At 31.0% G+C, this 23,846-nt stretch carries 25 protein-coding genes and 1 pseudogene; 2 read left to right on the forward strand and 24 right to left on the reverse strand.

The genetic code is table 11. The annotated features are described in order from the left end of the window. Window positions 1-304 precede the first annotated feature (304 nt). The 12 genes and pseudogenes from DMR38_RS12650 to DMR38_RS12705 all read right to left on the reverse strand — a co-directional run bounded on the left by DMR38_RS12650 (window position 305) and on the right by DMR38_RS12705 (window position 11,349). A complete protein-coding gene (locus DMR38_RS12650) occupies window positions 305-745 on the reverse strand; it encodes a GNAT family N-acetyltransferase (RefSeq protein ID WP_127721659.1) in 441 nt (146 codons plus the stop codon). 26 nt (window positions 746-771) lie between these two features. Beyond that, a complete protein-coding gene (locus tag DMR38_RS12655; RefSeq protein ID WP_243124592.1) occupies window positions 772-1,353 on the reverse strand; it encodes a GNAT family N-acetyltransferase in 582 nt (193 codons plus the stop codon). A gap of 206 nt (window positions 1,354-1,559) precedes the next feature. Beyond that, entirely contained in the window at window positions 1,560-2,081 is a 522-nt protein-coding gene (locus DMR38_RS12660) for a GNAT family protein (RefSeq protein WP_127721661.1), read from the reverse strand. Between the two features lie 222 nt (window positions 2,082-2,303). Beyond that, on the reverse strand, window positions 2,304-2,453 hold the full coding sequence (locus DMR38_RS21865) for a hypothetical protein (protein ID WP_175413001.1): 150 nt from the start codon (window positions 2,451-2,453) through the stop codon (window positions 2,304-2,306). A gap of 330 nt (window positions 2,454-2,783) precedes the next feature. Continuing rightward, window positions 2,784-3,410, reverse strand: a complete 627-nt coding sequence (locus DMR38_RS12670) for a type 1 glutamine amidotransferase family protein (protein ID WP_127721662.1) — start codon at window positions 3,408-3,410, stop codon at window positions 2,784-2,786. A gap of 100 nt (window positions 3,411-3,510) precedes the next feature. Further along, entirely contained in the window at window positions 3,511-4,473 is a 963-nt protein-coding gene (locus DMR38_RS12675) for a WYL domain-containing protein (RefSeq protein WP_127721663.1), read from the reverse strand. A 59-nt stretch (window positions 4,474-4,532) separates the two neighbouring features. After that, window positions 4,533-5,933, reverse strand: coding sequence for an MFS transporter (locus DMR38_RS12680; protein WP_175413002.1), 1,401 nt, complete (start codon window positions 5,931-5,933; stop codon window positions 4,533-4,535). A gap of 351 nt (window positions 5,934-6,284) precedes the next feature. Beyond that, window positions 6,285-6,824: pseudogene (locus DMR38_RS12685) on the reverse strand (DUF1847 domain-containing protein); the annotation flags it as partial. Window positions 6,825-7,078: 254 nt separating this feature from the next. Further along, a complete protein-coding gene (locus DMR38_RS12690) occupies window positions 7,079-7,891 on the reverse strand; it encodes an aminoglycoside adenylyltransferase domain-containing protein (RefSeq protein ID WP_127721665.1) in 813 nt (270 codons plus the stop codon). A gap of 11 nt (window positions 7,892-7,902) precedes the next feature. Further along, window positions 7,903-8,667, reverse strand: coding sequence for a class I SAM-dependent methyltransferase (locus DMR38_RS12695; protein WP_127721666.1), 765 nt, complete (start codon window positions 8,665-8,667; stop codon window positions 7,903-7,905). 62 nt (window positions 8,668-8,729) lie between these two features. Then, window positions 8,730-9,290 (reverse strand): nucleotidyltransferase domain-containing protein, encoded by a 561-nt coding sequence (locus DMR38_RS12700; protein WP_127721667.1) that lies wholly within the window; start codon window positions 9,288-9,290, stop codon window positions 8,730-8,732. 106 nt (window positions 9,291-9,396) lie between these two features. Next, entirely contained in the window at window positions 9,397-11,349 is a 1,953-nt protein-coding gene (locus tag DMR38_RS12705; protein ID WP_127721668.1) for a TetM/TetW/TetO/TetS family tetracycline resistance ribosomal protection protein, read from the reverse strand. A gap of 122 nt (window positions 11,350-11,471) precedes the next feature. On the opposite strand from DMR38_RS12705, the gene DMR38_RS12710 reads away from it, so the two are divergent. After that, a complete protein-coding gene (locus DMR38_RS12710; RefSeq protein ID WP_127721669.1) occupies window positions 11,472-11,993 on the forward strand; it encodes an excisionase family DNA-binding protein in 522 nt (173 codons plus the stop codon). Between the two features lie 72 nt (window positions 11,994-12,065). Here DMR38_RS12710 and DMR38_RS12715 read toward each other — a convergent pair whose 3' ends face one another. The 9 genes from DMR38_RS12715 to DMR38_RS12755 all read right to left on the reverse strand — a co-directional run bounded on the left by DMR38_RS12715 (window position 12,066) and on the right by DMR38_RS12755 (window position 20,112). Further along, window positions 12,066-13,271, reverse strand: a complete 1,206-nt coding sequence (locus DMR38_RS12715) for a molybdopterin molybdotransferase MoeA (protein WP_137440575.1) — start codon at window positions 13,269-13,271, stop codon at window positions 12,066-12,068. A 1-nt stretch (window position 13,272) separates the two neighbouring features. Then, a complete protein-coding gene (gene tsaA / locus DMR38_RS12720) occupies window positions 13,273-13,740 on the reverse strand; it encodes a tRNA (N6-threonylcarbamoyladenosine(37)-N6)-methyltransferase TrmO (RefSeq protein WP_127721671.1) in 468 nt (155 codons plus the stop codon). Between the two features lie 29 nt (window positions 13,741-13,769). Then, entirely contained in the window at window positions 13,770-14,870 is a 1,101-nt protein-coding gene (locus DMR38_RS12725; RefSeq protein ID WP_127721672.1) for an ABC transporter substrate-binding protein, read from the reverse strand. A 58-nt stretch (window positions 14,871-14,928) separates the two neighbouring features. After that, complete coding sequence (locus tag DMR38_RS12730; RefSeq protein ID WP_127721673.1) at window positions 14,929-15,684, reverse strand: DUF364 domain-containing protein; 756 nt, start codon at window positions 15,682-15,684, stop codon at window positions 14,929-14,931. A gap of 15 nt (window positions 15,685-15,699) precedes the next feature. After that, on the reverse strand, window positions 15,700-16,248 hold the full coding sequence (locus DMR38_RS12735) for an FmdE family protein (protein WP_127721674.1): 549 nt from the start codon (window positions 16,246-16,248) through the stop codon (window positions 15,700-15,702). 41 nt (window positions 16,249-16,289) lie between these two features. Further along, window positions 16,290-17,045: an XdhC/CoxI family protein gene (locus DMR38_RS12740; RefSeq protein WP_207670759.1), complete on the reverse strand. Its 756-nt coding sequence runs from the start codon at window positions 17,043-17,045 to the stop codon at window positions 16,290-16,292. 339 nt (window positions 17,046-17,384) lie between these two features. Next, window positions 17,385-18,119 (reverse strand): ABC transporter permease, encoded by a 735-nt coding sequence (locus DMR38_RS12745; RefSeq protein ID WP_127721676.1) that lies wholly within the window; start codon window positions 18,117-18,119, stop codon window positions 17,385-17,387. Next, the gene (locus DMR38_RS12750) at window positions 18,119-18,961 is read right to left on the reverse strand and encodes an ABC transporter ATP-binding protein (RefSeq protein ID WP_127721677.1); all 843 of its coding nucleotides are present in this window, start codon (window positions 18,959-18,961) and stop codon (window positions 18,119-18,121) included. Before DMR38_RS12750 ends, DMR38_RS12745 begins: the two co-directional genes overlap by 1 nt. 143 nt (window positions 18,962-19,104) lie before the next feature. Beyond that, on the reverse strand, window positions 19,105-20,112 hold the full coding sequence (locus DMR38_RS12755) for a LytTR family transcriptional regulator DNA-binding domain-containing protein (RefSeq protein WP_127721678.1): 1,008 nt from the start codon (window positions 20,110-20,112) through the stop codon (window positions 19,105-19,107). 206 nt (window positions 20,113-20,318) lie between these two features. Here DMR38_RS12755 and DMR38_RS12760 point away from each other — a divergent pair, with 206 nt between their 5' ends. Continuing rightward, window positions 20,319-21,239, forward strand: a complete 921-nt coding sequence (locus DMR38_RS12760) for a DMT family transporter (protein ID WP_127721679.1) — start codon at window positions 20,319-20,321, stop codon at window positions 21,237-21,239. Window positions 21,240-21,244: 5 nt separating this feature from the next. Here DMR38_RS12760 and DMR38_RS12765 read toward each other — a convergent pair whose 3' ends face one another. The 3 genes from DMR38_RS12765 to DMR38_RS12775 all read right to left on the reverse strand — a co-directional run bounded on the left by DMR38_RS12765 (window position 21,245) and on the right by DMR38_RS12775 (window position 23,822). Next, window positions 21,245-22,117 (reverse strand): cation diffusion facilitator family transporter, encoded by an 873-nt coding sequence (locus DMR38_RS12765; protein WP_127721680.1) that lies wholly within the window; start codon window positions 22,115-22,117, stop codon window positions 21,245-21,247. Between the two features lie 172 nt (window positions 22,118-22,289). Continuing rightward, window positions 22,290-22,610, reverse strand: coding sequence for a hypothetical protein (locus DMR38_RS12770; RefSeq protein ID WP_127721681.1), 321 nt, complete (start codon window positions 22,608-22,610; stop codon window positions 22,290-22,292). 66 nt (window positions 22,611-22,676) lie between these two features. Continuing rightward, window positions 22,677-23,822 (reverse strand): YibE/F family protein, encoded by a 1,146-nt coding sequence (locus DMR38_RS12775; protein WP_175413003.1) that lies wholly within the window; start codon window positions 23,820-23,822, stop codon window positions 22,677-22,679. Window positions 23,823-23,846: the final 24 nt, after the last annotated feature.

Genomic DNA, 23,846 nt, shown 5'->3' on the forward strand with positions numbered 1-23,846 from the left:
AATTAACAATAGTAAATTATACATTATACATTGTAAACTGTACAAAAATAATTTTTCCCTTAAATTCCTCGAAAATATTTGTTGACATTTATTTAATTTTATGATATAATTAAATAATATTGTGTAATATATTATAAGCTAATGTTACACATTAGTCAATAAAAATGTTAATATTAGAGGGCTATTACACTAATTATCGTAATAGCCCTTTTAAGTTATATCCATATTTCTAAATAATTGAAAATTGACAGTATTAAAACATCCCCAGGTGGTCGTTGTGAAACCTTGGCTGAACTTATAGAATTTATCGTTCCCGTTTCAGATATACCATATCAACAAGCTGTTTTCCGTCTTCAAACATCGAATGATCATAGTTGTCCGTGAAGAAGTTTTGTATTCGATGTGATTCTGAAAATCCGCATTTCTGATAAAAATTGAGCGTAGAAGGAACGTCGCCTGTTCCAACAAACATCACATTACAATCAGTATAATGTAAAAACAAAAAATCTATCAGTCTTTTTCCATAGCCCTTTCGGTGACAATCGGGCATAACCGCAATATTCTTAAGCTCATAAATACCGTTCTCCTCTTTAGTGACCACACATTCGGCTTTTACTCCATTGTCGTTTAGAACAAACATTTCGCCACGTTCAAGATACTTGTCTATCATGTTTTCCTGTTCATCAGCCAATAACAACAGGTCGATATATACTTTCTTATCTTTTGAAACTTTCCTTATATTCACAAGTGGCCCCCCTACAATTTTATAGTTTATAATTGTAATTCATTCAATTCTGATATTGGAATAACTGGTTTTGGATTTGCAGAATGTTCTCCGATTATTTTTTCCATCCAAATCATATCATACCAGTTTTTGAACTTGTATCCGCATTTTGAAAAACAACCTACTTTCCTATATCCTAAATGTTTATGAAAATATGTGCTGGAATTGGTAAGATATGCATTATCAGTAGCTGTATAAGCTATACATACATTTAAGTTAATGATATTTTGTCTCTTTAATATTTCTTCCAAGGCTAAATACAATTTTTTTCCTACACCTTTACCCCGACAATTCTGACTTAAATATATAGTAGTTTCAACAGCCCAATCATATGCAACTCTCTCTTTAAATGATGAAGCATATGCATAACCAATAATCTGATCGTTATCTATCGCTACTATATATGGATACTTTTTCAATATATTATTAATTCTCTCAGTAAATTCTTCAACAGATGGAACTTCATATTCAAAAGAGATTGCAGTATTTTTTACATAAGGTTTGTATATATTCAAAATTTCTTTTGCATCTGCTTTAGTTGCCATACGCATTGTAACATTTATCATTATATTACCTTCTTTCATAAATTACTATAGTACTACACCTTAAATTACTATTTTATTTTTCACTAAATTATAACATAGTTTATAAATGTAAAACTTTACTTTATTACAAATAAAAATAAAGTGTATCTATCTTAATTTCTTAATAGATACACCTTATCTTTACAATTTTAAATAGAAGAGAAAAAGTAGGAATTCCACTTTCATTTTATCTACATCCACTCTCTTTTTAGAATGGCATATTGGTAGGTATTTTCATAATACGGAGTTCCATCTGGGTTGTTCACAAAAGATATAAAATCAATAAAGAGTCCTTCTTTTCTCATTCCAAGTCTCTCACAAAGCTTTTGAGATGGAATATTATCGTCTTCAGCATAAGCATATATTCTCCTTGCATCTTTATTGAAGAGAAAATCCATTAACGCTTTTGCCGCTTCAGTTGCATAACCGCTCTTGCCATATTTTAAGTTGAAATTCCATCCCACACTATATGTATCAGGCTCCTCTTTTATGGCAAAAACATCCCCGATAATTGAATCCGTATCGGACAAGCAAACAGCGAAGTGTTCACCTTCTTTGGCCCTTTGCTCCACTTCTTTTTCTGCTTCCTCAGGTGAATCTAATTTTTCACTCATAAAACAATGTACAGGTGGGTGCTGAAGATATTCATACAATCCCGCAGCATCTTTTTTATCAAAATCACGAATTATCAGTCTATCTGTTTTCAAATACATTTAATAATTACCCTCCTTTAACTTCTAAAAAGTACAATAAACGAAGTTGTTAAAATAGTATATTTAACCAGAAAAAAAGTGGAACAAGATCTTTTCGGATCTTATCCCACTTAAATAATCTTTTGATTACAAGTCCTCTGATAAGTTTAATTTATTATACCATATTCAAACAAAAAACAACGACAAATTAGTAAATTACAACATAATTGAAAGTGCCAAACTTTACTTTATTACAAATAGAAAAAGTGTATCCATATCTTGAAGCTTGTACAAAGCTTCTTTAAGTTTTGATGATTCCTCATATGCAATAACTTCATCTTCAAGCGTAAAATCATAGGCTTCCTTATTCTTTAATATACAATGGACAATCAATGTTGATTTCCATTACAAAAATCAGTATCAATTGTCCATCTACAACAGCAAACTTTAAGTTTTAGGTGTATAAAATAACCTACTGATTAGTTATTTTTATGAACAACCCTGACTATTTAACTGATAAACTAGTAATATTTCTGTCAATTTCTTATGCATTTTGGAAGCATATAAAACATATGATTTTTATCTACTTTGTCACTCTAAATACATGATTTACACTTTTTCATAATTCCTCCAACAATAGCAAAAGCCTCAGAACATAAGTCTGAAGCCTTAATTTTTTGTAATAAAAACCTCTAACCGTTGCCTTACACACTTTAAGCTATTTTATTGGATTGACTTCATAAGCTTAAAGAAATATTTTGACTCTTGTGTTTTATAAAGATTGTACCAGGAATCTATGGTTTCCGGTAAGAATATATCTAGAATTTTCAATATATGCAAAGCAAATTCAAGGGGAGCTATTCCAGAAGCAGTAATCAAATTTCCATCAGTTACTGAACATTCCTGCTTATAATACTTTTCTCCATCATAGCTTGGGCAGACCATTTTAAGATACCCCAAGTCATTGCTTGTATGAGCTCGTTTATCTAATACTCCCCCCATAGCAAGTCCTATTGTAGCACCACAAATTGCTCCTACAACAATACCTTTCTCTAAATATTCTTCAGCCATTCTTACAATTGGAGCATGAATTGCCTCTGTCCATGTATTCCCACCAGGTAGAATCAAAGCAGCCGCATCTTTAACACTACACTCCTTAAGTTCAATTTCTGGCAATACTTTCAGACCTCCCATTGTAGTAATAGGGGTCTTAGTAATTCCTACAGTTACTACTTTTAGCGGTATTAATCCCTTTTTGTAGTACCTTCCTGAATTGATTTCAGCGCTTAAATAACCTATTTCCCAGTCTGCCATTGTATCAAATACATAAAGATATACTATATTCTTCATTTTCTATTCCTCCACATTCACTTGATTGTTGCTATTTGCTACAGGATGGTCTCAAACTCCATCTCGATCTATTATATATTATCTTCACTGACAAACTCAGTCAGTGAAGATAATAATCCATCAAATCTTTAAGAATTGCTTCCATAGCATCTTTAAAACTATCTGGTTCAATCACCTTTATTGATTTACCATATTGAAGTAGAATATGAGGAACATAGGTATGGATTGATTTTTTATCCATTAAAAAATTAGCTCTGCATTCAGTTCGTTCTATCAAATGATATCCTAAAAACCAATGTGCACAAAGGTCATTCAATGCTTCTGATTTGCCCTCAATTACTAAAGTGCAAAGTCCTACTTTGCTTTCTGTATTCGATAATAAGTTTTTTGTAAAAAACTCACGTGCCGAAAAAGCTTCAGGACGCTTAAACGAATTTTTAGTGCTTATAATATTTACTATTCTATCTACCCTAAAGCTGCGAATTTCATTCCTAAGATGGCAAAATGCAATAGCATACCATTTATCATTCCAGTAAAGCATCCCATAGGGGTCAACAACCCTGCGCTTAGGATGTCCTTCATAACCTGTACAGTATTCAATTTCCACAGAGCATTCATTAGCAACAGACTGCTCAATTACCATTAATATAGGTTTGACAGCTGGATCACAAATACGACTCACTACTTCAAATCCCACTAAATGACGATTGAGAACTTTTTCTTGTTCTTGATTCGAGAACATCTTTAATTTTGATGTTGCTCTATTTAGTGCTTCCATAAAAGGATATCCTGCTTCCATTGCAAAAGTGGCAGCATGCAAAAGTGATTTTTTCTCTTCAATGTCAAAAAACAGAGGTGTTCGGATAAAATTGTTAAGCAAACTATATCCGCCATTATGACCAGACTCCGATATTATTGGCACTCCACTAGCACACAATGCATCTATATAACGATAAACTGACCTTATGTTTATTTCTAACCTTTCAGATATTTGCTTTGCAGTTATTTTTGTACCTGAATTCAGCATCCATAAAATTGCTAGCATACTATCATTTTTTGACATAATGTGTCCCACTTCCCTAGATTTTTAATAGTATAATTTATAAATAAATGTAATCCACCTTATTTACATACACTATCTAGTTTTCTCATACTTTTGTTTAATCTAAATAAGCAACATCCTACAAAACCGATGAGGCCAATGCATACATATAGTAAAGCAATACCACTTCCATTACTATCACCAACTACTTTTGCTAATAATGCTGGAATCAAAGCTGATTTTTTCATATATGGCTCAAACACTTTGTCGGCTAAAAAACCACCTAACAGATTTCCTATCGGGATTGACATATATTGCAAAGTATTCCGTGCTGAAAATACTCTTCCCTGCATCTCAAATGGTACTTTTGTTCTCATTATATAATCAACATTAGCCATTAACAATGGTACCAGCAAACTTCCGGCAAATACTGCTATTGTCCATACATAATAATTGTGGCCAATTCCCAGAAGAGTATTGCCAAACAAGAATGAAAATGTCATTACATTTAAGATAAGAGGTATCCTTTTAGATGACTGCGGTATTTTTACAACAAGAAGACTGCCAATCAGTACTGCAATACTTTCCGTACTGCTTACAATTCCAAGTTCATTGTAATTATTATCAGTTCTAGATAGTACCATTGGAGCCAGATTCGTATTGTAAATTGCTGCAATAAAATTGACAAATGCCATAAATAAAATAATGCTTAATATGCCCCGACTTTTAAATAAATACTGCATACCAGATTTGCATTGTTTCCATAATCCATCTTTTTTTGTTTTTCCAGATACATCTACTGATGGAATTTTAACAAAAAAGACTAAAGTGACAAATTCAAAAACAAATGTTGATAAATCTATAGCTACAATAAGCTTCAAGCCATAAAATGCATAAAGTGCAGTAGCGACAATGGGTGAAAATATCCCTGTAAAAGAATCACAGAAACTAAACATGCTATTTGTTTTAATATAATTATCTTTAGATACAATTGCAGATACCACAACATCTGAAGCTGGATTTTGAAATGCATCCGTTATTCCAAGCATAAAATTTATAACGTATAGATTCTCTATTTCAAGTGTATTTGTAATCATCATAAGAATTATACTTAATGAAAACATAGCTGCTATAACATCTGAAATCAACAGGATTTTTTTCTTGTTCCAGCAATCACTAATGGTACCTGCAATAAAATTAAACAATACTTCTGGTACTAAATAACATACCGAAAGTAATGACATAAACAAAACAGATCCACTTTGCTTATATGACCAGAGAATCAATCCATAACTTGTAATTTTGTTCCCAAACTGAGATACAAATTGTCCTATTATAAATATATAAAAATTTTTTAGTTCACTATTAAAATAATTATTTTTCATTTCAACTTTACTCCTTTTCAATATTAATATTGAAAATGCAAAGTCAAAATCAAGTAGATCATTCCTCCATGCAAGCTCTACCCTATGACTTTGCATGGAGTTAAAAGAATGTTTAACATCATCTCTATTCACCCCTATAGACATTATTTATACCAATAATACTTCTATTTTACATTAACTTATAATAATTGTACCATATTTACATGGATCTAATTTTACATTTTATTGAAACAAGTATAAAACAACTTTACTTTTAAACACAACATTATTCAATTATCAAATAGTATCTATACATTGAAATTTATTGATTTATATAATTTTTGTTTTACGAACATAAAAAACGCCATAAAATTTTTAAAATAATACGGCGTTTCAATAAATTATTAACTTTTTAATTGTTACTTTAATTAAAATATTGTGTATTAATATCTTATTACAAAGATAATATTATTTCTTTTTAGGAAATAGCTTATCTTTATAGTAAGAGTCTGCTTGATATATTGCACCTAACGGATTATGTGCCAAAACCCTATCTTTTACTGCAAAAACAGTTATTGGAGCTTTTGAATATTTTATAAACAAAGAGTCATGTCCAACACATAGACCTAAAATAATATTTAAATCTGTTTTAGCTTCATTTAAAAAATTTGCCTGACCTATTGGATTACACATTGGTACATTTGAATCTATATCAATAAAATCTTTTGATATACCTCCATTTTTACAAATTACAGAATTTACAGTAAATCCATTATAACTAAGAACTTTACTTAAAATCTTAGCTTCGCTAGATAAGCCAACACAAAATGCAATTCCTATATTTTTATACTGACATCTTTTAGCAAAATCAATTGTTTCTTCTAATCTTGTCTTTTCACCATATCCTTCACTCACAACCAATGCTGATGCTTTAGCAATTTTAAAATTTTCTTCATCTTTATAGACTTCTTTAATTTTTTTCATTTTCTCATCAAGACTTGGACAATTTTATTTCATTCAATTCGCAAAAATTTCAGCTTCCGAACCAAAAGCTATGTATAAAATCATCCATATTATTCTTTGATAACTCATCTTCAGTTTCAAGCCCTAGGAAATTTCATCCAAGAATATAAATCATCAAGTGCAGCAAACTTTACGTTAATATCATTTATCATATTTCACCTCTCATATTAGAGCTAGCTTTACTTCACATAAACTTTCTTTTACATCACATAATCAATAATACTTCAAATTTAAAATATTCAAATTAAATTCGTTACCACAAAACTATATTTTTTATTACAATAATTTATTAAATAATTCGCAAAAAATTTTAATTCATTTTCTCTTTTAAATTCTGTTTCATATAAAGATCTATCACAAGAGTTTTTTCTAATTCTTATAGCCTCTTCAATAATTAATTTATACTCATCAGGAATATTCATTATTGTATACTTAGCAGATTCAATTTTAGTAGCTATGCTTTTATTATCAAGGGTGTATAATATTCTGCATAATGTCAAAACAGCAAATTCAATCCATTCATCTGATAAAAATATATTCTTTTCACACAATTTGTTTTTCCAATAACTATTTAAATTATAATTCATTGTTTCTACAATATTATTCCACTGAACATTTATATTTAGGCTGCTAACATTAGGACTATTTATAGGTATTCCATTATATTTTAATGTCCACCAAGTAACATAATTTATATCATAATAACCATAACTATTGAGTTTTTCATCACAAAAATATAAATAAGGTTCTATTTTGGAATTAGGTTTTCCTACCTTATCTTTAGTAAGATACATACCTTCCATTCTTTTAGCATATTTAAATTTACTATTTAATTCATTATGTATAAGAGTTACTATTGATATATCTTTGTCTTCAAAATCTTTGTTTAGTATTGTAATAAAGTCAATATCACTTTTATCCTTATCAAAACCACCTAAAGCGACAGAATTATAAAGGTACACACCAAATATCTTACTGCCAAAATATTTTTTTAAATTTACCTCATATTCATATAACATAGGTCTTAAGATATTAGGAACTTTTTCATTCATATTGACTCTCCTTATTTACATCTAATTTTCTTTGCTATAATTGTAAACTCTCCAGGTACATCTTCATTTGTCCAAGATTGATGTTCATCAAATCTATTAAGAGTAAATCCATTTTCTATAACTGCATTAATGATTTCACTAATAGTATATTTTCTATAACTACATAATGGCATTTGTCTGCAAATCTCATCTGGGAAAAATCTTGCATGAGCCATTTCACCTTCAAATACATCTGTTGAAAAATAACTCATTGTCGGCTGTTCTAGCCCTAGTATATCTGATATTTTTTGAAACGGATGAAAATCACTGCAAATCATTTTTCCATTTGTTTTTAAAAGCTGCTTCATTATTTTCATAAATTGGTTGATATCATGGAAATAATGAAGGATTCCTCCTTCCATAAAGACCACATCAAAATATTTTTCATATTTGTTCATATCAACTTTCAATACATCACCAACTATAAAATCAATATCAACATTGGCTTCATCTGCAACTTCAAGTGCATACTTTTTATTATCTTCTGAAATATCAAAGATTGTAACTTCTGAACCCAAAATTGCTAATGGAATTGCTTTTTTACCACATGAACCGCAAATATTAGCAATTTTAATACCTTCATAAGTATCAAAATATCCTGCATATCTTTTCAACATTCTTATCGGATCTTCTAAATCTTTCTTAGCTCTATCGGATGGTTTTCCTGATGTATTTACCCAAAAATCATATGCATTATATTCCCAAGCCTTTTTATTTTGTTCACTATAATCTATCATATTTAACCTCCATTTAATTTTAAAGTTGCAATTTAATAATCAATATAAGAATATAAAGATAGTTAAACCCAAATATTTACCGGATTGTCATGAGGTATTCGATCAGATTTTAGTTTACTTAAAATTACACTTGTATTAAGTTCTGGATATACTTCATTTATTATATCTAGGGTCTCCATTATAATAACTAAAGTATTCTCATATGCCTCCTTTGGTGGATAGGTAAAAATATCTCTAAATCTTTGTTCAATATTTTCAGGTTTAATTTTAAAAGTCTCAAGTGATTTATACATCCATTTAAATGTAGGAAAGTATAGTTTATTTAAAGCAAGAAGTATTAAGAATATATTCTTTTGTAAAATTACATTGTCCTCATTTGCTTCATAATTGTACGGATAGAAATATTCTGCATTCAGTTCTTTAACTATAAGCTTTCGGGTATTCTCATTGGGGAGCTTATCCCAAAATATAGGTATTTCTAAATCTGAATATTCATCAGCGTAACCTCTTGCGACTGAACCACCAATAACTATTGCTTTAACACCTTCTATAATTTTTACCTTTTCACAAATCTGTTTTGCTAATTCTATTCTCCACTTACAATGATAACTTAAATTACTCATTTATTTCCCCTTACTTTAAGAATTTCATCTCATTATTTATTTAATTCGTCATATCCTTACAATTACGAATTAATACCCTTTCAGATGTTTTCCTAAAAACTAAAATCTACTTTAAGCAGTGCATATATTCTCTTGCTTCTTCTCCCTTTACTAAAAAGGGCTGTCCTTTAGAGCAAAATACCGAAGTAGATGTATATTCAATATCTGCATTTTTATCATAGCCTATCTTTTCAATGACTTCTTCTTCATTATGGCAAATATCATAGCCATCTAATACAAAATTAATTTTACCTCTTCCTTTTGTAAAAGAGGTAAATTCCACAGCATAACTCATAAATGTAGATACTGGTCCTCTACCTGTTATAATAACTTCACCATTCAAATTATTAGGATTTTCAAAAGAGCCTTTTAACTTTTGTATATCAGATAAAACTCTTCCAATATAATCTGCTCTTACCTTAATTTTAAATCTATAATAGGGCTCTAAAAGTATGTTTTTCACACCTTCAAGTCCCTGCCTAAGTGCTCTAAAAGTTGCCTCTCTAAAATCTCCGCCACAAGTATGCTTAACATGGGATCTTCCTGTAATAAGTGTAATTTTTATATCAGTTATAGGAAAACCTGTTAAAATACCGTGATGATCCCTTTCATAAATATGTTTGCCTATCAATTTCTGATAATTTATGTCTAGGTCATCTGTGCTGCACTCATTGTAAAATGAAATACCACTATTTCTCTCTCCTGGCTCCAATTTAAGATATACTTCTGCATAATGTCTTAAAGGTTCAAAGTGTCCACAGCCATAAGAAATTTCCCCTATAGTTTCTTTATATAAAATTTCACAAGCTCCAAAATCTACAGATAAATCAAATCTTTCCTTTACTAGTTCTTTAAGCACTTGCAGCTGAATTGTTCCCATAATATTTACCTGTATCTCACCTAGTTTTTCATCCCAACTTACTTTAAGCGCAGGATCTTCTTCTTCTAAAACCTTAAAACAAGCTAATACATCTTTTTCATTTAAACTTTTGTCAAATATTACTTTTGATTTTAACGCTGGAACCATCTCATAATTAACTTTTCTATGGCAATTTCCAAGTCCACACCCTACAATTGAATTTGATAAGCCTGACACTGCAGCAAGTTCTCCTGCTGATGCTTCATCTACTGTTTTAAATTTATCACCATTACAGATTCTAATTTGTGTTACTTTTTCATAGCAATTCTGAGATGTATTCACTGCAATTTCATCTCTAACTTTTAAAGTACCTTCTAGTATTTTTATGTAAGTAATTTTATTTTTTTGCTTGTCATGGCGTATTTTATATACAATTCCTTGAAATTTTTCTCTATCATTATATTTTGTAAAAGTAAGCATATCTAATTTTTCTAAGAAATCATCTATTCCCTTATTTTGAAGGGCAGACCCACTCATGCAAGGAAATAACTTACTTTTATATATCATGTCTCTTATAGAATCCATCCATAATTGATTTGTAAAATCTTCCTCTATATACCTTTCAAGAAGTTTATCACTGCGTTCTGCTGCAAACTCCATAATCTCTTTACTGATTTTATCTAACTGTATGGATTCAGGAATAAAACATACATCTTCTGTTAAGTTTACTCTAATATCTTTAAGTATACCTTCTACATTTGCTCTAGCCCTATCCACTTTATTTATAAAGAAAAATGTAGGTATCCCGTGATTTTTCAAAAGCTGCCACACTATCTCAGTCTGTGCCTGAACCCCTTCAACTGCACTTATGATAACAATGGCATAATCCATTATTTCAATGGTTCTCTCCATTTCGGATGAAAAATCAGCATGTCCAGGCGTATCTACCAAATAATAAGTAGAAGATTTATACTTAAATACAGCTTGATCGGAAAATATAGTAATTCCTCTATTCTTCTCTATAGCATTATTATCTAAAAATGAATCCTTATGGTCTACTCTTCCTAAATTTTTAATACTTTTTGTATGATACAAAATCTGCTCAGCTAAAGTAGTTTTTCCTGCATCCACATGAGCAAATAATCCAATTGTCTTATTCATATTCTACCCCTCTTAAAAGATGTACAATATATGTACATTTCGTTCTAATATATTGTAGCATAAAATTTTTTTCTATATAATGCTATAATATAATAAATAAAATACAAAAGCAGGTGAGTCAAATGAATGAAGAAATTTTATATAAACCAGAAGAGATTGCACAAAAACTTAAATTAACAAAAGGTACTATATATGAAATGATTAAACGGGGCGAGCTTCAAGCTCACCATATAGGAAGGTATATTCGTATATCTGACACTCAGTTTGAAACTTACCTTCTAAAATCTAACGGCTATGAAAATATATATGAGGCAACCTTAAGCCATAAAAATGGTGAAACCTTTGCAAATATTGGATCCGTCAGCATATGTGTTAACTCTAAACTTGAGGGAAATGTTAAAATTTCTATCCGTCCGGAAAATATTATATTAGCTAAGGGGACATTTGAGAGCAGTGCAAGAAACCTCCTTAAAGGCAATGTGATTGATATTATAAATAATGATGACAGTGCAATGGTTGTTGTTAATATTGGTATCCCAATAAAAGCACTTATAACCAAAAAATCTTTACTTGAAATGGGGATTGAAAAAGGAACTGAACTATATGTCGTTTTCAAAACCATGTCTGTAACAGTTTATAAATAGATTTTTTAATAAACATAGTTCTTGGCATCAGATGGAGTTTTGACTTCATCTGATGCTTTGTTTGTATGTCTTTTAAAATATAAATTCTTCACTACAAAGTAACTCTATTTCAATAACATCTCCTTTTTTATACTCTCCTTCACCAATTTCTGAAATAAACTGTCCATTTGTTCCCAAACACATACCAATAGAGGAGTTTTTAAAAGGAACAGGAGTTGCTACATATGTCCCATCCGTCTTTTTCCCTATATCCATCTTACACAAAAATGAAATTGGCTTCGGGCAAGGCATATCCTCGGTAAGAATAGCAGTAACCTTTTGACGTCTTATCATAGGTATACCTAAATACTTATTAACTATACTTCTAATACACCAATCTAACCCATAATATGCTGCTAAAGCAGGTCCAGGCAAATTAATAACAGGTTTTCCATTGATAATTGCCATACTCATTGGTCTTCCAGGACCTGCTTTAACCCAATGTAATAGAACCTCCCCTTTGCTTTTAAACACTTTTGTAGTAAAATCCTCTCCACCTTTAGAAGATCCTCCATTCATTATAACAATATCTGCTTGTTTTAATGATTTCTCTAAAACAATTTCAATACTTTCAGGGTTATCTTTTACAATCGGATAACACAGAGGTTCAGCTCCCATCTCAATAATCATATGCTTGGCCATAATACTATTGGAATCAATATTTTGACCTCTTTGTGGTTCTGTACCAGCAACCACAAGTTCACTGCCTGTTGGAATAAAAGCTACCACTGGCTTTTTTATGATTGGCACCTGGACAATTCCGCCTATAACCAAAGCTGCCAAATCACTGGGACGTATTGGCATTCCAGCTTTTAATACACAATCGCCTTCTTTAATAGTACTTCCTCTTTTTTTTACACACATTCCTTCTTTAACTTCAATTTTCTCTTGAAACTTAATTCTCCCCTGTGCATCAAAAGAAACCTTTTCAATCGGTATTACCGCATCATAACGATCATCAAAATCATCACCTGTATCTGCTCTTGAGTATTCTCTTCCTTCTATCCAATGAGAAGTATCAGGCATGCCATCTTTAAAAAAACTGGAAGACACCGCTACACCATCCATCATTGAAGCTCTATAAGTAGGCAGTGTATTGCAGGAATATATGTTTCTAGCAGGTATTCTATAAACGGCCTCTGATATAGAAACAGTTTCAATTTGACGCTGTGGGGGACATTTTTGAAACAGTCTACTCAGCGCCTCCGCCTTAGTCTTGCTATTATTCAGATCTAACATACTATTCACCTTCACTCTCCTGTGACATTGTATTTTTACGATTTAAATCTGGCTCCCGATGAGACAACACTATATCATTCTTAAAGTAAGGTTTAATATCAAGAACAGGTGTCTCATTAATAACATCAAGACCAGTAACATAAAGAACGTTTCCTTCAACCTTCTCCAGCTTAACCAAACTTAAAGCAATTGGATTAGGTCTAGCTGGACATCTAATTGCAAACACACCAAATTCATCTGATAATGGATTAACTTTCTTAGGCACAACCTTCATTAAATTTCGCGGTGCTTTATGAAGCCATGACAAAATCCATAAATGTGAACTCTCATCAATACGCTCCAATGCTTCTAAGAACTCTGGAAATACTTCTATTTGGGCATCAACTCCACTTAACGGCATAATTTTGGTATCTGTTATTTTGGATTTTACAATTCCTATAGGACTAAATGTAACGCTATCAGCTTTCATAAACTATAACATCCTTTCTTAATTATTACCTATTTAGCAGAATTATTTAGTAAAGCTTTTGCATCATTATCAGATATATCAATATGATAGAAAAGAGAATAAAACTTTTCTACTTCCTTAACCATATCAACTTTATAGACATCTGGATATAAAGTTGCAGCTAACCACTTCAAGCCTAAATACCTATTTACAGAAGGTGGACGATCAAACCAATTGAAAGGTAGACTAGGTATTTCATATATTTTACCATTCTTTACTGCATTAATATTTTTCCACTCCTCACTAGTCTTAATTAAATCAGAAGCACCTCCATCATCCTTTCCCCATGAAAGTATTACATCGGGATTCCATGACAAAACCTGTTCCATTGAAACATCGCTCATACCGCTTCCTGGCTTTGCTTTGACCTTAGCAACATTATTTCCATTAACCATATCCAGTACCAAAGCGTGGCTTGAGCCAGATGGCTCTGTTGTAAGACCTTTTGGGCCTTCAGCATAATAAACATTAGCTCTTTTCTCTTTAGGTATATTTTTAGTTGCTTCTGTAACTTCTTTAACAGTATCGGTACAATAATTTGTAAGTTCTTTTGCCTTGTCCTCCGCTCCAAGTATCTTTCCCATAAGTGCATAAGCTTTATCTATTTTTTCAAAACTGCTATTAATTACAACAACCGGAATATTAATCTGTTGTTGTAATTTATCTGCAGTACTTACTGATGCTTTGTTAATATCATCAGGGCCAATTGAAAATATTACATCTGGTTTAACTTTTGCCAATTGTTCTGTATTAATATTGCCATTCATCTGTAAACCACCCAAAAGTGGAAGTGATGTATATTTTGAAGGTATGTATTTTTTCTCACTGTCCGTGAGTTTCATTGACAATCCAGCCATCTTGTCTGGTGCAAGGGAATATACCATAATCATACCAATAGGACTAGTATAATAGCACTTATTAATTTTCTTAGGAATCGTAACTTTTCTTCCTGCATCATCAGTAATTGTTTGTGTAGTAGCTTTTGGCGTTTCTGCTTTTTTTCCACAGCCTGTCAAGCTAAAAAATACGGAACAAATTAATAAAAAAATCATCATTATAGGAAAAATCTTAGATTTCTTTTTTCTTATCATTTTGCATTTACCCCTTTCAAATATGTTTATTGTTGATAATGTGTTTTAATGGCCAGCATTAATTTCTTTGTGAATGAATGCATACCATTCTGCCTCCACTTTTAAATATATTCATTTTTTTACCTTCTTGAACTGCTTTCCAAATAAGCTGCTGTTCAATTACAATAAAACTTGCTATGAGTTTGACTCCATAATTAAATAAAATCTTAGAAACCGGTACGCTTGGACCTACTAAAACAATTTCAGCTTTTTTAGACAGCTGAATCAATCTAGGCATTGTTTTGTTTGTAAATGCTGTTCCTGTAATGAATACGAAGTCTTGCTCTGGAAGCAAATACTCACAAGCTGAGTCAGGATAATCCCCTGCTTGTGGTTCTCTTTCAAGTATAGATAATTCACACATTTTATTAAGCTTCTCAATACCCGGGAAATGACCAATAACTGACACTTTTTTACCTATCATATTGGGCTCTAAAATTTTAAAAGCATTATACTTTTCTGCATCATCGGATTCAGGCACTGGCTCACCAGTGATATCCTTAATTTGTGAAGAATTATTAAATGCTGCATTAATTGCCGCCATCCCAAGTGATGCTTCAAGCATATTCCATGACTTTGAATATTCAGCAAGTCTTTTAAGCTGCATTCCAGAAATATTACTAAGTTTAGTTCCTTGCTTGCCACCTTTAATAGTCTTAACAATACCTAGTCCCTTTTCTGAACGTACAAGAGTCCATGAAGCCCCAACCATACATTCAAGTACTGTTAAATCATCGGGGATTTCATTAATAAGATCATCGTATATCTGCCACACACGTTTTCCCCCTATCTAAATTTTTTTATAATAAGAACCGTTTGCACAAGCCTTACATAATATCTTTCCATCTTTAATGACATCTCTGCCATCCATAACTTTTTCATGGCAAATTTCACATTTTACACTCTTAGTAGGCCTTCCTGGCAAATCTTCTTTTTTTATATCTATCTGAACAGGCTCAAATTTGAATAATTCTTCATCAGTAAACTGCTTCCAAAAGGAAAGTGTGTCCTCATCTGGGGAAGGATTTTTCTTAGCATTTACAACAATTCTTATACCCTTTTGTGTATTCATATCAATAAAGCTGGCACCCATTTTCCCATAATCTATCCACTTCAACCTTCTTTTCCCTAATGAACATCCTGTTACAGCTTGGACAGCATCTGTTAAACATCTATCTGTTTCTACAAATACTATAAAATTTTTATTTTTTGCAGGTTCTTCAATTCCCAAATAGTTCAATCCTGCACGAGCAATTCTTACACCTAAAATAATACCGCTGCATAAATGGCCATGAAATTCACGTGCCTTTTTCACATCTTCTTCAAAATGATTATCCATATTAACACTCCCTTTAAAATATTTCTTATTAAAATGTGTACCTATTTTTGACTAATAAAACCACCAGAACGCTGATATTTTACAGCTTGAATTTCAGCCATCACTGACAGAGCAATCTCAGCTGTTCTTTTTCCACCAAGATCAAGGCCTATAGGCGAATGAACCTTTTTTATAAGCTCGTCCGTAATGTTAATCGTTTTCAAGTTTTTGAAATAACCTGCTACCCTGCGGCTATTACCCAAAACTCCTATATAACGGGCTGGAGAAGAAATAACAGCTTGCAGTGACTTCTCATCAAATTCATGATGGTGTGTTGCTATCACGATATTTGTACTTTCTGTTATGGAACACAATTTAAGGTTTTCAACGATATCACCTAAAAGGAGCTCATAAGCTTCAGGAAATCTCTCTTTAGACAACATATCTGATCTGTTATCAGCTATTGTAACTCGATAGCCAAGCATCCTTGCAAATTTATAAATGTTATATGAAACTGTACCTGCTCCTGCTATTATCAAACTATCATGATTGCAAAAACTATTGATAAAAATCTCAACTTTACCTTCCGGAGTATCGAATAAAACCTTCCGTGAAAGTCCCCTGTTGATACATACCTTCCCCTGATCAGCGGCCTTTTTTTCAATAAGTTCACTTCCTAAACTGCCAGCCAGAACTTCACCTTCTGCATTAACCATCATCATTGCACCAACGCTGCAATTATTTATACTCTCTGAAGAAACAACTGTAATCAGAGCCGCTTCCTTATTAGCTTCCTGGTATTCAGCTAAAAGTCGCATTAAATTCAGTTTCAAATCATTCACCTTCCTTTCTACTTACATATTGCTTACTCAACTTTCGCAATATTTTTAAACTTCAAAAGTTGAGTTATTTATAATTACATCTTATTGAAAAGCAATATTTTATACGTCTATTATATCTAAAACAAGCTAAACACAACTTATAAAAGCAGCAAAGTATTATAAATAGCACAAACTATCAAAACATAACTCAACTATTTAAATTATAACAAGATTAATATTTTTCTGTCAATAGTACAAGCTATCCTTTTACTGTACTTATATATCAGCTATAAACAGAGTCCTTAGCATCAGATGGAGTTTTGACTCCATCTGAACCTAAGAATCACTTGATATTCCATTCTTATTATAAACATAAGCAAAGACAAAGGATGAACCTACTATCCATGCAAAAATTACAAATATATTATAACCAGAACCTTCAAGTATATTTTTGCCATCAAAAACTTTTTTAAGAATCACTATTGAATTGTAATTTGGCAGTAAAGTGGCAATTTTATAAAAAGTTTTATTTAATCCTGAAAGCAAAGGTATCATAAATAAAAACATGCATAGAGGGGTACCAATAGTCCCTGTTGCCATTTGATTTTTAGATATAATTCCAATTACAGCTCCAATTTCTACCATACTAATTAAAACTACAATCGTTATAATAAAATACATTAACAAATACTGCAGTTGAATCCCCAACATAAAAAATATAGCTATATTTACAATCACTGAAATGAAAATAGTTATAAGTGCCTTTCCAATTAAAAATTCTACAGGAGAAAGCGAAGTTAACATAAGAGTCCTCAATGTATTTTTTTCCTTTTCCTCTGCTATTAACATGGCCATTATAAGTGTAGCCACCATAACCAAGTTCATATTAAGTATCGTATTTAAAATATACATTTTTCCTTCTTGTAAATTCATTATATTTCTAAATATCTTTAAATATATAACACAAAATATTACTGGAAGTGCAGCCATAAAAAGTACGTTTATATTCTTAGGCAGTTCCTTTAACTCCTTATTAAATAATGCATTTACTCTTCTCATTGAAAATTCCATTATAATTCCCTCCCTGTAATATCTAAAAATATTTCTTCAAGATTTGGCTCCATTGAATGAATGGATAAAATTTTTTCATCTTCCATCCAGTTTTTAATTTTAATTGCTCCATCTCTATTATTCTTCACGGTTACTTCTTCATTATCTCTTAAAACAACTTTGATATCGTCTTTTGCATATTTTAACTTTAATTTTTTAGGAACTCCTATATCAACTATCTCTCCTTCATTTAAAAAAGCTACTCTATGACACAGCTTATCAGCTTCATACATATTATGAGTAGTTAAAAATATAGTTGTCCCTTCTTTATTAAGCTCAAGAAGCAGTTTGTGAACTTCTAAAGCCGTTCCAGGATCTAAAGATGATGTAGGTTCATCAAGAAACAATAATTTAGGTTTGTGAATTACTGCTCTTGCTATCATAAGTCTTTGTTTCATTCCTTTAGATAGTTTTTTCACATCCCTTTTTCTATACTCTGTCATTTTCACTTTTTCAAGTATTTCATCTATATTTTTCTTTTTTACTCCATTTATCTTTGCAAATAGCATCAAATTATCTTCAACTGTAAGTCTTTCGTATAACCCACTGTTATCTGAAAGTACTCCTATATTTTTAAAAATATCTTTTTTTTGTGCTTGTAAACTTTTATTAAATATTTCCACATCGCCGCCTGTTGGCATTAATTGACAGGTAAGTATCCTAATTGTAGTAGTTTTTCCAGCCCCACTTGGTCCTAAAAATCCAAATATTTCTCCTTCTTTAACATCCAGAGTTAAATCTTTAATTGCTGCATTTTCCCCAAAATCTTTTCTAAGATTTCTAATAGAAATAATATTTCCCATATTTAAAAACTCCTTTCAATTTTACTATGGTTAATTATTATACAAATGCTGCTATTAAACCATAAAATCAACATGAAAAGAGTAATATAACTTATGAATACTGCTTTTTTAAAGATGAATTTTCACATTTTGAGTTAAAAGTATCATATATTTAGGATATCTTTTAACTCTTTCATTCTCCCTTTTGAAAGTGGAATAGAACTTTTAGTTTTATCATCGAGACTTAAACTATAACTATTTCTTGTCCACATCACAACTTCACGTACCCTTTGAAGATTTACCAAATAAGATCTATGACATCTAAAAAATCCGAAATGCTTTAGCCTTTTTTCCAGCTCTGTAAGCGGCAGCATACATGGAAACTTTTCTCCTTTTATGTTTAAGTTACTTACACCCTGTTCACTTTCTACATAATCTATTTCCATAGGATCAAAGAGAATCATTCTTTCATTAATTTTAGCAGGAATCTTTTCAATTTTATATACTGTCTCATCTCCACTATCTAATTCTTCCCGGCTGTTTTCCTCTCTCTGTATTTCTTTTAATCCATTTTCATCTACGCTATAGGATTTTCCACCAAGGAGTAGTATATCCTTAAAAGATACAGAAGTATTGACTACAATTGCACCATCTGAAATCAATTGATCCATGCTTTGTATTATAAGCTTTGCATCATATCTGTCCATATTAAGTATAGGTTCTTGAAATATTAGAAATTTAGGTTCTTTAAGCAATTCCCTTGCAAAGCTAAGTCTCCTTTTTTGAGAATAAGTAAGCTTGCTTATTTTAGTATTTTCAATATCTATAAGAGCAAGTTTCACCATTATTTTCTTATAATTGACTTTAGAATTGGCCATATTCTTATAAAATTTCATATAGGATTTTACAGTCATATTTTCATAAAAACCTTCTTTTCTAAATACAACGCCTATATGTTTCATATTTTTTCTTATATAAGTTTTGTTATCTTCTCCATTAATATATATCTTTCCCTTAGTAGGCACCTCTTTGTCCAAAATAAGATCAACCAATAAATCGCTTATTTGATCACTACACTCTATATTTATCAAATTATCCTTCGCAACTTTAAATGTTATACTATTTATTACAATATCTCCTTTTACCTTATATAACTCATTTATTTCCAGCAAAACTAACCATCCTTATATAATATATTTAGATTAGTGAAGTCAACCTATAAAACTCTTTTAAAATATTTCCAAATATCACAGTACAATTATAAATTAAGCTTGATTTCAACTCAACATTTATTTGAGCTGTATCCAAAATTTTACCTTCATTTAATTTTTAAAAAATGTATAATATAATTATTGCTTAAAGAAAGGATTTGACAGAATTGGACAACAAAAGTTTTTTTACAAATAAAAAAATAGTAATACTACTTGCATCTTTTTGCTGCATACTATGGGGAAGTGCCTACCCTGGAGTTAAAAGTGGGTATGCCCTTTTTAAGATAGGCTCAAAAGATATATTTTCAGAATTATCTTTTGCCGGCTACAGATTCATACTTGCAGGATTAATGGTTTTAATAATAGCTCTATTTTCTTCTAAAAACATATTTTCAATAACTAAAAAAAATGTCAAACAGATTATCATACTTGGGTTGACTCAAACTACTCTTGAATACATATTTTTCTATATTGGACTTGCTAATACCACAGGGTCAAAAGGCTCTATAATGAATTCCACTGCTACATTTTTCAGTGTAGTACTAGCTCATTTTTTGTATAAAAATGATAGAATAAATACTAAAAAAGCTATAGGCTGTATACTTGGTTTTATTGGTGTACTAATTGTAAATTTCAGTAGTGAACTTTTAAGTTTTAGCTTTAAATTTACAGGTGAAGGTTTTATCATATTATCTGCTTTTGTATTTTCTGCATCTTCAATTTATGGAAAACAAATCTGCAAAAATATAGATTCAGTGTTTGTAACAGGATATCAACTTCTTATAGGAGGTTTAGCTCTTTTAGCTCTTGGAGTTTTTAATAAAGGCTATGTAACAAACTTTACAATTGGCTCTACTGCTATTTTATTATATTTATCAATGTTATCAGCTGCTGCCTTTTCAATTTGGACAGTGCTATTAAAATATAATAAGGTTGGATTTATTTCCATGTTTAATTTTGTAATTCCTGTGGCAGGTACCATTCTATCTTCTATATTTTTAGGTGAAAGTATCTTTAATATTGAAAACATTGCAGCTCTTGTGCTTGTATGTACAGGAATTTTTATAGTAAATAAGGATTCAAAATAATAATATTATTTTGAATCCGGTTCTACATGTATAATTGCATGTTTGATTTTAAATTTTCTATTTAACATTTCTTCTATTTCTTCTGTAATTTCATGGCTTTTAGCTACAGTGAGCTTAGAATTAACTCCTATTACAATGTCAATCAAAATATTATTACCATGAACACGTGCTTTCGTACCTTTTACACAGCTAACGCCATCAATTTCCTTTATTTTAGAAACTATACTATCTAACTGCTTGCTGTCAAAACCATCTGTTAAATTATGCGCTGCTTCCTTAAAGATTTCCCCACCTGTCTTACAAATTAAAATTCCTACCAGTACTGCTGCCAATGGATCTATCCAGGGGAATCCAAATTGAGAAGCTATAATTCCGGCTGCAGTACCCATACTTACCCAAGCATCTGAGAGATTATCTTTTGCAGCAGCCATAAGTGCAGAACTTTTAATTCTAAGTGCAACCCTTTTATTATATACATAAACTGCATATATAAGTATTGCGCAAATAATGGCGACCACTGCTGAAATCATATCTGGTGCCTTGTTCTTTAAAAAAATAGTAGAGTACACTGCATTGTAAATTACATCTAAACCTACACCTATCATTATGATAGAAGCAACAATTGAGGATATAGTCTGTGCTCTTAAATGACCATAGGCATGATTATCGTCTGCTGGTTTTCCAGATATTTTGAGTCCTATAATAATAGCCAGTGACGCAATTATATCCGTGGAATTATTGACCCCATCAGCAGTAAGTGCTTTAGATTGATAAAAATATCCTAAAGTCAATTTAATCATCGATAAAACTATGTAAGCTATAATACTGATGCGTGCACCTTTTTCTGCAATTTTGAGATTTTTATAATCTTCATCCATACTTTTCTCCTTAAAATTAGAATTACATTTTACATAGTAGTTCTTTAAGCTTTTTATAGTTAGTTTTCACACCTTTATCCAAATTTATTTCTATTTTTGTAAAATCCATTTATTTCATTTTGCTATCAAAAAGAGCTGTGCACTAATTTTTTAGTGTACAGCTCCTTTTAAATTACTCTTTTTTATCAAAGTCAAATGTATCTTTAATAGAATCCAATACTGATTTTACAGTCTTATTAGCCAGTTCTTCTATTTCATCAATTACTTCATCTTTACTTTTTATTCTTCTTATATATATCTCTAGTTCTTCTTTTGCAAAATTTCTTACGGTTTTTAAAACCATATATTCTTCGCTGCCTTCTTTAGGAATTATAGTATCCCCACTTTGTACATTTGTAAATATAGGATTATCTGATGTTATTTGACTCTTCAGTTCTTTTTTATTTTCTCCATTTTCATCTAAAACAACATAAAAATTTACAACAGTTTCCATTAATGTTCATCTCCATATTTTCAAATTGTTTCACTGTATTATAATATTGTTTTAGATGAAAAAATGTTACTTTTCCTTACTCTTGTTCAGTTTAATTAAAAACGCTGTTATAACTGCTGTTATAGGCACCGCAAATATAAGGCCTATACTTCCTGCCAGAGCTTTTAAAACTTCAGAAGCAATAATATCCTGGTCTAATGCTGTAGAAATAGCTGTACTATAAGAGTAAGATGAAATCATAATCATTATGTACATGGCCCCTCCTACATAAGCAAGTATCAAAGTATTGGCCATAGTACCCATAATATCTTTTCCCACATTCATGCCCGATTTCACAAGTTCCTTCATAGTCATATCAGGTTTTACCTCTTTTATCTCCATTATAGATGAGGCTATAGACATACTTACATCCATAACTGCCCCAAGTGCTCCCATGATTATTCCTGCAAACAACAAACCTGAAAAATTGAAATTGGCATTTTGTGAAGTATATATAATAGACTGCATTTGATCATCAGTAAGTCCATTTAATCTCATTATAGAATTTGAAAAGAACGCTATAGCCCCTGCAATAAGTACCCCACCAGAGGTTCCTATAATAGCCGCAAGTGTTTTTTCATTTTTACCACTTATTATAAGCAAATTCACTATGGTTACAAAAATACATATTGCAATAGATACTATCATTGGGTTAAATCCCTGTAGTATAAGTGGTATAAGCACTTTTATTACCACGATTCCAGTTATGGCTAAAGTTATTACGGATTTAAATCCTTTTAATCCACCTATAGCTATAAGTAATATGATTAGAAATGCAGCCAATCCATATAGACATTTATACCTTACTATTTCATAAATATAAGCTTTTTTCACATTGTTTTTTGATTCATATTGTATATTGACTAATACTTCATCTCCTACTTTTGCAAAGCTCTGTGTACTGCTTCCTTCATCTTTGATTTGCCCACCTGCAAAATTTTGAACTGTAATCACTTTGCCTTTAAGACTTCCTGATATAATTTTTACATCTGCATTGGAAAATCTTTGGGAATTCTTATCTCCACTTGCATGTATTTTAATAACTTTGCCATGAACTGGTTTGTTATCGGTGTCTGAAGTCCCGCTTGCCATAACTTTTGCAGAAAACATACCTGCAGTCATTACAATAAAAGCCAACAAACTAATTACAATAATCTTGCTTACTTTTTTCACTTTAACTCATCCTTCCGTCATAGA

Source organism: Clostridium sp. AWRP, assembly GCF_004006395.2.
In the GTDB taxonomy this organism is placed as follows: domain Bacteria; phylum Bacillota; class Clostridia; order Clostridiales; family Clostridiaceae; genus Clostridium_B.

Coding starts and splice junctions, on each gene's coding strand:
- DMR38_RS12660 (WP_127721661.1), bottom strand. CDS start 2,081: ATGTATTTGAAAACAGATAGACTGATAATTCGTGATTTTGATAAAAAA.
- DMR38_RS12670 (WP_127721662.1), bottom strand. CDS start 3,410: ATGAAGAATATAGTATATCTTTATGTATTTGATACAATGGCAGACTGG.
- DMR38_RS12675 (WP_127721663.1), bottom strand. CDS start 4,473: ATGTCAAAAAATGATAGTATGCTAGCAATTTTATGGATGCTGAATTCA.
- DMR38_RS12680 (WP_175413002.1), bottom strand. CDS start 5,933: ATGCAAAGTCATAGGGTAGAGCTTGCATGGAGGAATGATCTACTTGAT.
- DMR38_RS12690 (WP_127721665.1), bottom strand. CDS start 7,891: ATGAATGAAAAAGTTCCTAATATCTTAAGACCTATGTTATATGAATAT.
- DMR38_RS12695 (WP_127721666.1), bottom strand. CDS start 8,667: ATGATAGATTATAGTGAACAAAATAAAAAGGCTTGGGAATATAATGCA.
- DMR38_RS12700 (WP_127721667.1), bottom strand. CDS start 9,290: ATGAGTAATTTAAGTTATCATTGTAAGTGGAGAATAGAATTAGCAAAA.
- DMR38_RS12705 (WP_127721668.1), bottom strand. CDS start 11,349: ATGAATAAGACAATTGGATTATTTGCTCATGTGGATGCAGGAAAAACT.
- DMR38_RS12710 (WP_127721669.1), top strand. CDS start 11,472: ATGAATGAAGAAATTTTATATAAACCAGAAGAGATTGCACAAAAACTT.
- DMR38_RS12715 (WP_137440575.1), bottom strand. CDS start 13,271: ATGTTAGATCTGAATAATAGCAAGACTAAGGCGGAGGCGCTGAGTAGA.
- tsaA (WP_127721671.1), bottom strand. CDS start 13,740: ATGAAAGCTGATAGCGTTACATTTAGTCCTATAGGAATTGTAAAATCC.
- DMR38_RS12725 (WP_127721672.1), bottom strand. CDS start 14,870: ATGATAAGAAAAAAGAAATCTAAGATTTTTCCTATAATGATGATTTTT.
- DMR38_RS12735 (WP_127721674.1), bottom strand. CDS start 16,248: ATGGATAATCATTTTGAAGAAGATGTGAAAAAGGCACGTGAATTTCAT.
- DMR38_RS12740 (WP_207670759.1), bottom strand. CDS start 17,045: ATGCGACTTTTAGCTGAATACCAGGAAGCTAATAAGGAAGCGGCTCTG.
- DMR38_RS12745 (WP_127721676.1), bottom strand. CDS start 18,119: ATGGAATTTTCAATGAGAAGAGTAAATGCATTATTTAATAAGGAGTTA.
- DMR38_RS12750 (WP_127721677.1), bottom strand. CDS start 18,961: ATGGGAAATATTATTTCTATTAGAAATCTTAGAAAAGATTTTGGGGAA.
- DMR38_RS12765 (WP_127721680.1), bottom strand. CDS start 22,117: ATGGATGAAGATTATAAAAATCTCAAAATTGCAGAAAAAGGTGCACGC.
- DMR38_RS12770 (WP_127721681.1), bottom strand. CDS start 22,610: ATGGAAACTGTTGTAAATTTTTATGTTGTTTTAGATGAAAATGGAGAA.